The sequence below is a fragment of the Marilutibacter maris genome (genome assembly GCF_006546735.2).
In the GTDB taxonomy this organism is placed as follows: Bacteria; Pseudomonadota; Gammaproteobacteria; order Xanthomonadales; family Xanthomonadaceae; genus Marilutibacter; species Marilutibacter maris.
Genome location: NZ_VICD02000277.1, coordinates 1 through 8,988, shown reverse-complemented (window position 1 = coordinate 8,988; position 8,988 = coordinate 1). Strand labels below are relative to the sequence as shown.

At 67.6% G+C, this 8,988-nt stretch carries 4 protein-coding genes and 1 tRNA gene; all 5 read right to left on the bottom strand.

The features are described from left to right. Positions 1–165: 165 nt before the first annotated feature. Complete coding sequence (locus tag FKV24_RS15730) at positions 166–1,062, bottom strand: hypothetical protein (protein WP_141483062.1); 897 nt, start codon at positions 1,060–1,062, stop codon at positions 166–168. Positions 1,063–1,153: 91 nt separating this feature from the next. After that, positions 1,154–2,248 carry a tyrosine-type recombinase/integrase gene (locus tag FKV24_RS15725; protein WP_141483061.1) on the bottom strand — a complete coding sequence of 365 codons (1,095 nt, stop codon included), beginning with the start codon at positions 2,246–2,248 and terminating at the stop codon, positions 1,154–1,156. Positions 2,249–2,334: 86 nt separating this feature from the next. Beyond that, a tRNA-Lys gene (locus FKV24_RS15720) sits at positions 2,335–2,410 on the bottom strand. Positions 2,411–2,610: 200 nt separating this feature from the next. Next, the gene (locus FKV24_RS15715) at positions 2,611–6,375 is read right to left on the bottom strand and encodes a hypothetical protein (protein ID WP_211371892.1); all 3,765 of its coding nucleotides are present in this window, start codon (positions 6,373–6,375) and stop codon (positions 2,611–2,613) included. Between the two features lie 12 nt (positions 6,376–6,387). Then, a partial coding sequence (locus tag FKV24_RS15710) for a DUF7507 domain-containing protein (protein ID WP_141483060.1) occupies positions 6,388–8,988 on the bottom strand: 2,601 nt, incomplete at its 5' end.

Below are 8,988 nucleotides of genomic sequence, written 5' to 3'. Positions count from 1 at the left end.
GTCCAGACCGTCGATGCTCTGATGCTGCTGGATCAGCAATTGGGCCTGGAAGGCCGTCAGGTCGACATTACCCTGGGCATCCGTTGCGACCGCCAGGGCGGCCAGTTCGGCGGCGCGGGAAGGCGGATGGGTCATGACTGCGCTCCTTGCAGAAAGGGTGAAGAGTTATCGGAACTCGGGATAGTCGCGCTGAAGTTGGGCCTCAACCTGTAGCGTCAACGGATTCGGCTCGACATCGGGCAAGTCCTTGATCACGGCCCAGGGGCCGTCGACTAGCAAGTGCCCGGCCTCGAAGGCAGGCAGGTCGTCGTGCAGGCGCAGGGCCTGCACGGCCAGCAACTCAGCCGCGAACACCCGGTCGAAGGTCTTTTCGAACTCGCAGAACTTGTAGCGGCTTCCCGACTTGCTTCGACTGATATGGAACTCAGACGCAGCCTGCATGGCCGACTGGAAAACCAATTCGTCCTTGGTGCGCCAGGCATCCAGCAACTGCTGGTAGGGCTCGATCAGCGGCTCGCGGGGCTGGAAGTCCGTGGTGATGTCGAAGGCCTGTGAGAACAGGCCGATCAGGAACACGTCGTTGGTGTTGTGGTTGACCATTCGCGTCGCCGGCGGCCGATTGACCCGCTGATCCTTCTCGGCCATCTCGATGAAGCGTTCGGCACAGATACGACCCAGCTCCCACTCGGACAGCATCATTGGGCCGGCGGCCTTCATGCTGTCCCAAAATTCGCTGGGCCAGTCCCCATCGTCTGGACTCTGCTCACTGAACGTCCCGCTTCGACGCAAGTCCAATGCACGAAGATCGACCGCCCAGCGCAGGAATTTCGCCAGATCCGCAAGATCCTGACGCCAGTAGGCATCACAGGCGGCCATCCCGTAATAGTGGCCCAGATCGGCCACAGGGTGGCCGCGCATTCTTGCCGGTCGTTCAGGGACCGCAAGCCACTCTCGCAAATGACTGGAGTATTTGGCAGGCCTGCCCAGATTATCGGGATAGGCCAACCATTCGTGAGATCCCTTCAGACTCTTCTTCAGCGAGGGATGGTAGGCAAAATCCATTGCGAAGCCCTACTCCAAGTCAAGCAAACGAGCGAACCGAGGCGATGATTCACAGTATGACCGATTCATCGACCACCCCGGAACACCTGCGCTACTTTGCCTTGGAGCCGGTGGAGACGGCATCAAGCCGCTCAACGAGGTCTTCTGCACGGAGGTGCGTGTAACGCTTGAGCATCTGCATCGACTTGTGACCGCTGATTGCCGATACCTCCTGGTCGCTGAAGCCCGCCTCCACGAGTCGACTCACCGCCTCGTGGCGCAGATCATGGAAACGAAGGTCGGTCAGGCCCAGCGACAGCTTGATCTCGTTCCAGGCCTTGGTGAAAGCATAGGGTTTGCGCGTGCCGTCGCGCCCGGGCTCTCCGAAGAACACCAGCTCGCACCCCTTGGGTCTTAGCGGATTTGCCAACGCCATGCGGAAGATTTCCACCGCTCGCCTGGTCAACGGAACCGTCCTGCCGCTGTCGTTCTTGGTGTTCATCAAGCGGACTACGCGCCGGTCTATGTCCACCTGACCTACTCGAAGGCCAGTGATTTCGCCCGAGCGCATGCCGGTCTCAAGCGCAACCTCGAATATCCAGGCAACCATGGGATTGCTATGGCAGGCGAGCGCTTCGCGCAATCCGGCCTCCTCGGCGGCCGTCAGACGCCGGTCCCTACCCTGCCCCGGCGATGGCTTGCGGATGCCTGACACGGGATTCCTGACCAGCCCCAACCCCCACTCACGGATCGCGGTGTTGAAGAGATGACTCAGGAGCGCCAGTTCCAGCCGGACCGTGTTCGGGCTGAGCCTGCTCGGCTGCCCCTTCAGGCGATGTACGCGCTGACTGGTGGTGGCCAAGCGCTCATCCCGGTATCGGGCCGCCAGTTCGGGACTGATGGCCGCCAGAGAGTACTGACCAAAGAACCTTCGCAAGGGTTCCGCCCGCGGCTTCTCCGAGCGTTGCGTGCTCGGCTTCTTGGCGGGCAGGACCTCGGACAGGTAACGATCGAGCGCATCGGAAAAGGTCATACGCTCCGACCGCGAACGGTCGATGTAGACGCCCCGCACCATCTCGTCCTCGGCACGCCGTGCCCAATCCTCGGCATCGCGCTTGGTGCGGAAAGTCTTGGCGCTGGTCGGCCAGCCCTTCTTGCGGATGAGCGCTTTCCAGGTACCGGAGGGGGTCTTGAGGATGGTCGCCATCGGCACTCGTGCTTCGGTGATGTACCGAAACTGTACCTAGCGCAGCACCTTAAAGTCGATGAATCGACTTAAGTGATTGAAATTAATGGTGGGTCGTGTTGGATTCGAACCAACGACCAGCGGATTAAAAGTCCGATGCTCTACCGACTGAGCTAACGACCCGGGCTTGGCGGCGATGGCGTGGGCCTTCGCGCCGGAGGCGGGCGGCGTCGCGGCCCGCTCCCTCTCGGAGGGGCGACATTCTAGCGCAACCGGCGCGCCCGGCGCAGCCTCCGGATGAACCGGAAGCCAGGACCGGCCGGTGGCGGACCGGCTCCGCGGCCGGCGGTCGTGGCGACGACGCCGGCTGCGGACGCGCGGGCTCAGTAGCGGCCGACCATGTTCAGGAACCAGCCGCGGTGGTCGTAGTCGAAATCGGTCAGGTCGTCGCTGAACTCGGTGAAGTTGTAACCGACGCCGACCCGGAAGTTGCGGCCGATGTCGCGGTCGACGCCGAGCAGCAGGCCCTGCCGGTCGCCGCCGTCCTTGACCCCCAGCCAACGGTATTCCAGCAGGCTGTGCCAGTTGTCGGCGAAGCCGTAGCGGACCTGGGCGGCGGCGAAGGTCGCGGCCGAATCGGCCCAGTCGCCGCTCAGCCGGCCCAGACGGACCTCGCCTTCGCGACGCATCAGCTTGCCGGCGAACTCCCAGCGGGTGTCGGGGTGATAGACGCCCTCGACCGACAGGATCTGGTTGCGCTGGTCGTAGTCGGCCAGGTTGTCGCCAACCTGGCCGAGCGAGGAGACGTCGTACAGGTAGGTGTACTTGCCGAACAGCGCGTAGCGGGTGCTGTTCCACGGACGCCAGGCGAAACCGGCATTGGCCTCGACGAACTTGGCACCGGCCAGCGGATCGATCTCGTCGTCGGTCTCCGAGTAGTTCAGCCGCAACGCGATGCGGAAGCTTTCATTGAGCTTGTGCTGCAGGCGGTTGGTGGTGACCCACTGCTCGCGTCGTTCCGCACCGGTGTCCTCGCGCCATTCCAGCTTGCTCTGCCACTGGGTATCGGCCGAGGTGCGGCCGCCGCTGACGCTGATCGCGCGGCGGTCGGTCACGCCGACGGCGTTCTCCAGCTCGGCGCTCTGCAGGGTGAAGCCGAGGTTCCAGCCCACGCCCGGATAGAAGTCCATGCCGAAGGTATGCGCCAGGCCGTCGCCCTGCGGGTCCTTGAGGAACTGGCTCTCGTTGAAGATGCCGACCTGGCTGGACAGGCGCCAGCGCTGGCCGAGGGTCCAGCCGGTGCTGAGGCGGTCGTTGAACAGCGGGTCGTAGCTGCTGCGATCGGTCGAGTAGGTGTAGGCGCCGTACAGGGTGTGGTCGCGGGTCAGCCGGTACTCGGCGTTGACCTGGGCCGCATCGCCGCGGTCGCCGGTGGTGATCTCGGCACCGACCGAGGACAGCTCGCCGAACAGGTACTTGCCGCCGACGGTGAAGGCGTCGTTGTCGGCGTAGCGGCCGCTGTCGTCGTCGACGGTCAGCTGGGCAGTGGCGAACAGGTCCAGGGTGTTGCCGAAGCGTTGCTTGTACTGCAGCGCGGCCAGGGTGCCGGAGGCGTCGCCGCTGTTGCGCTCCTCGTCGACGCGGCGCAGCTCCGCGGCCAGGGTGGCGACCTCGTTGATCCGCCATTCGGCGGTCAGCTGGCTCTGGGTCAGCGATTCGCTGTCGCGCTCGGCGACGCTGTGGCGGGCATAGAGGTTGAACGACGGCGAGAACTGGCCGAGCACCTCGGCGCCGTGCTCCTCGATCGCCGCACCGGTGTCGAAGCGGGTCACCGAGAATCCGGCGTCGACGTCGCGCCACCAGGCCCCGGCCGACCAGTCCAGCTCGGTCCAGCCCAGTTCCTTGAAGTTGACCCGCGCTTCCACCGCGCTGGCGTCGCCCTCGCGCGCGCCCAGCCCGGAGTTGAGCTGGGTGAAGCTCAGGCCGCCGTCGCTGGAGTACCAGACCGGGGCGCTGGTCGCCTCGGTGCGGGTGTGCTCGAGCTTCAGGTAGGTGCCGCGCCCGGCCTGCAGAGTCAGATCGGCGCCCTTGATCGCATAGTCCTCGCCGGCGCGGTTCTCGTCGATCCAGGTCGCGCCGACCGCGACGTGCTCGCCGAACCAGTGCTTGCCGCGGAAGCCGGCGGTGACCTCGTCGGCGCTGAAACCGCTGGGCAGGTATTCGTAGTCGACCAGCAGGATCTGCGAGAAGCCTTCCAGCGGGGTGTCGCGGGTCAGGCTGGGCACGTTCTCGCGGGTCACCTGCGACAGCGGCCGGGTCAGCAGCAGCCGGCCCTGGAACTCGTCGATCTCGTAGTCGACGCCGCGCAGCAGCTCGACGCGCTTCTCGACCCGGCCGGTGGTGCCGTCGCGGACCTCGAGCACGACCTTGTCCGAGCCCGGCAGCACATCGCCGTGACGCAGGTAGAACAGACTGCCGCCGGTGCCCAGGAACTCGCTGTGGCCGGGCACGGTCTGGGCCTCGGAACCGAACGCGCGCACCTGGGTGGTGGCCTCGCCCAGTTCGGTGTTGCGGGCGCTGCGCCAGTTCAGCGCCGCGCCGTACAGCGAGCGCGAGTACTGGCCGTATTCGGTACCGGTCACGCCGGTGTTGAAGTTGCCCCACAGCGCCTGGTTCTTGTCCCAGTCGACCCGCACATACAGCCGGCCCTGGGTGTCGACGTCGCGGTAGGTGGTCGAGTCGTCGCCGTACACCGGGTAGTAATCGTCCGGATCCAGGCGGCGGAAGATGTCCTGCGGGTCGGCGTCCCAGAAGCCGCTGAACAGCTCGCTGATCTCGCGTTCCTGGGTATCGGCCTGGGCGGTGATCAGGTACTTGCCCTTGATCTTGCCCTTCAGATAGAACGCCAGCCGCCCTTCGACCAGCAGGTCGTCGTCGTAGCGGTCGTCCTCGCCCAGCGGCTCGATCGAACCGGACGCCTTGTTGCCGGACACGGTCAGATCGGCCAGCGCGACCGCGAACATGTAGCGGCCGCTGACGTCGATATCGAGGGTCTGCACCAGCGGTGCGCGCCCGTTCGCCGCCAGCGCGACCTCGAAGCGATGCTGTCCGACCGGCACCAGGTACTCGGCGACCATCTTGCGCTCCAGGTCCACCGGGTGGCTCTGGCCGTTGATGGTGACGCTGTAGTCCTCGGGGATGCTGCGGCCCTGGATGCGGATGCGCGAACCGTAGATCGGAATGTTCTGCCGGCGCAGGCTGTTCTCGCCGAACACCTCGTCGATCAGGCTCTGGGTCTGCGCCTGATCGTCGGTGAACGTGGTGCCGTACTGTTTCTCGACCGAATCGCGCAGCTGGCGCAGGCCGCGATCGACCTCCTCGGGCTTGACCAGCTGCAGGCGTCGCGGATAGGTCTCGTCGAAGCTGCCGTCGGCGCCGTGGACACGGACGATGTAGACCAGCTCGTCGCCGGCGCGGGCCTGGAAGCCCGCCGGCAGCGCACCGTCCCATTCGGTATCGGCGACCGCGGCCACCGGCATCGGCACCGTCGCCAGCGGCGACACCAGATCGGCGTCGCTGGCGCGGAACACCAGCACCTCGGCGCGCTCGATGAAGGCCGAATAGTTGCTGTAGGCGTGGAAGCGCACCGGCCGGACGATGCGGCCGTCCTCGAATGCGACCAGCGACGAGGCGCTGACGTTGAACGAGGGCTGGCCGAGGTTCGGGTCCTCAGTCGCCCAGATCACGCCACCGCCGGGCAGTTGGATCGACCATTTGCCGACCGCGACCGCCTTGCCGGGCGCCGCGCCGGGGCCGTCGGCCTCGATGGTCACCCGCCGGTCGGGCGCCAGCGCCTGGCCATCGCTTGCGCCGGCCGGAGTGGTCGGCTCGCGTTCGCCGCGGGTGCGGATGCGCATCACCACGCCGGCGTCGGAACGGCAGTCGCCGCCCTCGCAGGACACCGCCGACGGGGCATCGTCGTCGACGGCGGTCGCCGCCGGGGCAAGCGCGGTCGGCGTCGCATCGGGCGCGCGACCGGTGTCGCTGCCGGTGTTGACCAGGTCGGAGACGCCCTTCTGTGCCAGCGCCGGTGCGCAGGCGCCGGCCAGGATGCAGATCAGGGTGTAGTCGAGCAGTTTCATCTTCATGTCCGGCACCCCTTATTGGCCACGGAAGCCGACGGGGCGCGTCGGGTCGTCACTGATTTCCACCCGCAACCTCGCGCGTACCGGCGGGCTGAGTCGGGCGGCGATGGCATCGAACACCGCCTTGGCGCGGCGCAGGCCGAGCGCGTCGTTGTAGGCCTGCGCGCCGCGCCTGTCGGCGTGGCCGACGATCGCGATCGCGCCGCCTCCCATCGCCTCGATGTCGCCGGCGATGCGCTCCAGCAGCGGCGCGAACTCGTCGCGGACCCTTGCCGAATCGGTGTCGAACAGCACGCTGCCCAGCACCGGCGACGGCGCCAGCGTCAGCAGCCCGCTGCCGGCGTCGTCGACATCGGTGCGCAGGCTGATGCTCAGGGCGGTCGCCTGCTCCGGGGTCAGCAGCGCCAGCAGCGCGTCCTGCACGGCACGGGCGCGGGCGTAGGCCAGGGCCTGGCTGTCGCCATCGGCTGCGATCACCACCTCGCCGCCCTGGCGCGCACGGACCTGGGCCGCCATCGCTTCCAGCACCGCCTGGTGGCCGTCGCGGATCCCGGCACTGCCGGGCTCGAACAGCACCTCGCCCAGTTCCATCTCGACGGTCTCCTCGCCGCCACCGACCCGCCCCGACGGCAGCTTGACGCCGAAGTCGAAGCGCACCGGCACACCCGGAGTGATGCGGCGGACCTGCGGGTTGTCGGTGGTGAAGGCGGTGCCCGGCGGCAGCGTGGCCGGATCGATCTTCATGGTGAAGTTGCGACCGCGCTCCTGGCGTCCGCCGTCGATCCCGACCAGGTGGAAGCGGCCGTAGGGGTCGGTTTCCACCAGCAGGCCTTCGACGGTGGCGATGCGCACACCGGGGATGCCGCGCTCCTCGATACCGGCGTTGCCGATCACGTAGTCGACCCGATAGCCGCCCTCGACCTGGCTGACCCGGCGCTCGACCGTCGGCACCGCCGCGCTCTGTCCGCGCCCGGCCTCGCCACCGTCGCTGACGAGACGGGTGTTGCCGGCAGCGTCCATCCGCAGGACGACGCCCTGCGCCGAGCTCAGCTCGAAGTCGTCGCTGAAACGCAGGTCGCTGAGGGTCTGGCTGATCGTCACCGTGCGTGCGGACGCCGGATCGGCCTCCGACTGGCGGCCGTCGATCGCACCGACCTCGACACCGTGCAGCAGCGGTGCGCTGGCATCGGCCAGCGGCTGCGCGCCCTGCCCGCGATCGATCGTGGTCGAACCGGCGACATAGGCGTCGGCGGCGAATCCGCCGCGCACCCGCACACCGGTCAGGGCGGCACTGTCCTGCCAGCCGTCGCCGTCGCCGTCGTCGAACACCGTGCCGAGGATCAGCGAGTCGTCCATCAACGGGTCGGACACGATCTGCACGTCGGCGGTGGCGACGTTGGACACCGTCTCGCCGCGGTCCTCCAGGTAGGCGCTGTTGGTGTGCACGCCCGGTCCGACGCCGGCGCCGACCCGCAGCAGGTAGCTGACGGTGGCCCGGTCGCCGACCGCGATGTCGATCTGGTCGACCCGGATCGGACGCGTGCCAACCAGTCGCCCGGCACCGTCGCGATCGGTCACCGTCAGCGTGCCTTCGACGAAGTTGAAGCCGGCCGGCGGCGTGTCGATCAGCACCGCGTCGATCACGTCGATGTCGCCGGTGTTCTCCAGCACCACGCTGTAGCGGACCAGGTCGCCCGGACGCACGTCGCGCGGGCTGGCGGTCTTGATCGCCCGCACCGTCACCGGATCGGCCTCGACCTCGACCACCGCCTGGCTGGTCGCCTCGACCGACACCGGGGCAGCGCCGCGCGTGGTCTGGGCGCTGGTCACCACGTTGTTGTCGATGGTGCGCTTGGCGGCGCCGGCCTCGGCCTGGGTGATGGTGTGCTCGTAGCTTTCGCAGGTGGCGGTCTCGCCCGGGGCCAGGGTGGTCGGCGCGCAGGTCAGGGCGACCGGGGCACCGCCTTCCAGGCTGTCCATCACGGTCAGGTTGGCCAGGGTCACGTTGCCGGTATTGGTCGCGGTCACCGCGTAGGCGATCACGTCACCGGCATTGCCCACGCCCGGAGTGCCGTTGTCGACGATCAGGGCCGCGGTCTTCGTGGTCTCGATCGCCGGGTTCTGCTCGATCGGCGTGGTCACCGGCGGCGTGGTCTGCGGCGGGGTCTCGTCCGACTCGCCGGTACCGGTGTTGACCACCTCGCCGGCGTCGACGTCGGCCTGGGTCACCGTGTAGGTGCCCACCAGCACGCAGTCCGCACCCGGGGCCAGGGTGGCGCAGATCTGGCTGTTCGGGGTGATCAGGTCGTCGCCGACCACCACGTTGTGCAGGGTCACATTGCCGCTGTTGCTCGCGGTGACGGTGTACTCCAGCACGCTGCCCAGCACGATCGGACTCGGCGCATTGGTCAGCGCCTTGGTCAGGCTCAGCTCGGGGTCCTGGTCGATCGGCGTGGTCACCGGCGGCGTGGTCTGCGGCGGGGTCTCGTCGGACTCGCCGGTACCGGTGTTCACCACCTCGCCGGCGTCGACGTCGGCCTGGGTCACCGTGTAGGTGCCGACCAGCACGCAGTCCGCACCCGGCGCCAGGGTGGCGCAGGTCTGGCTGTTCGGGGT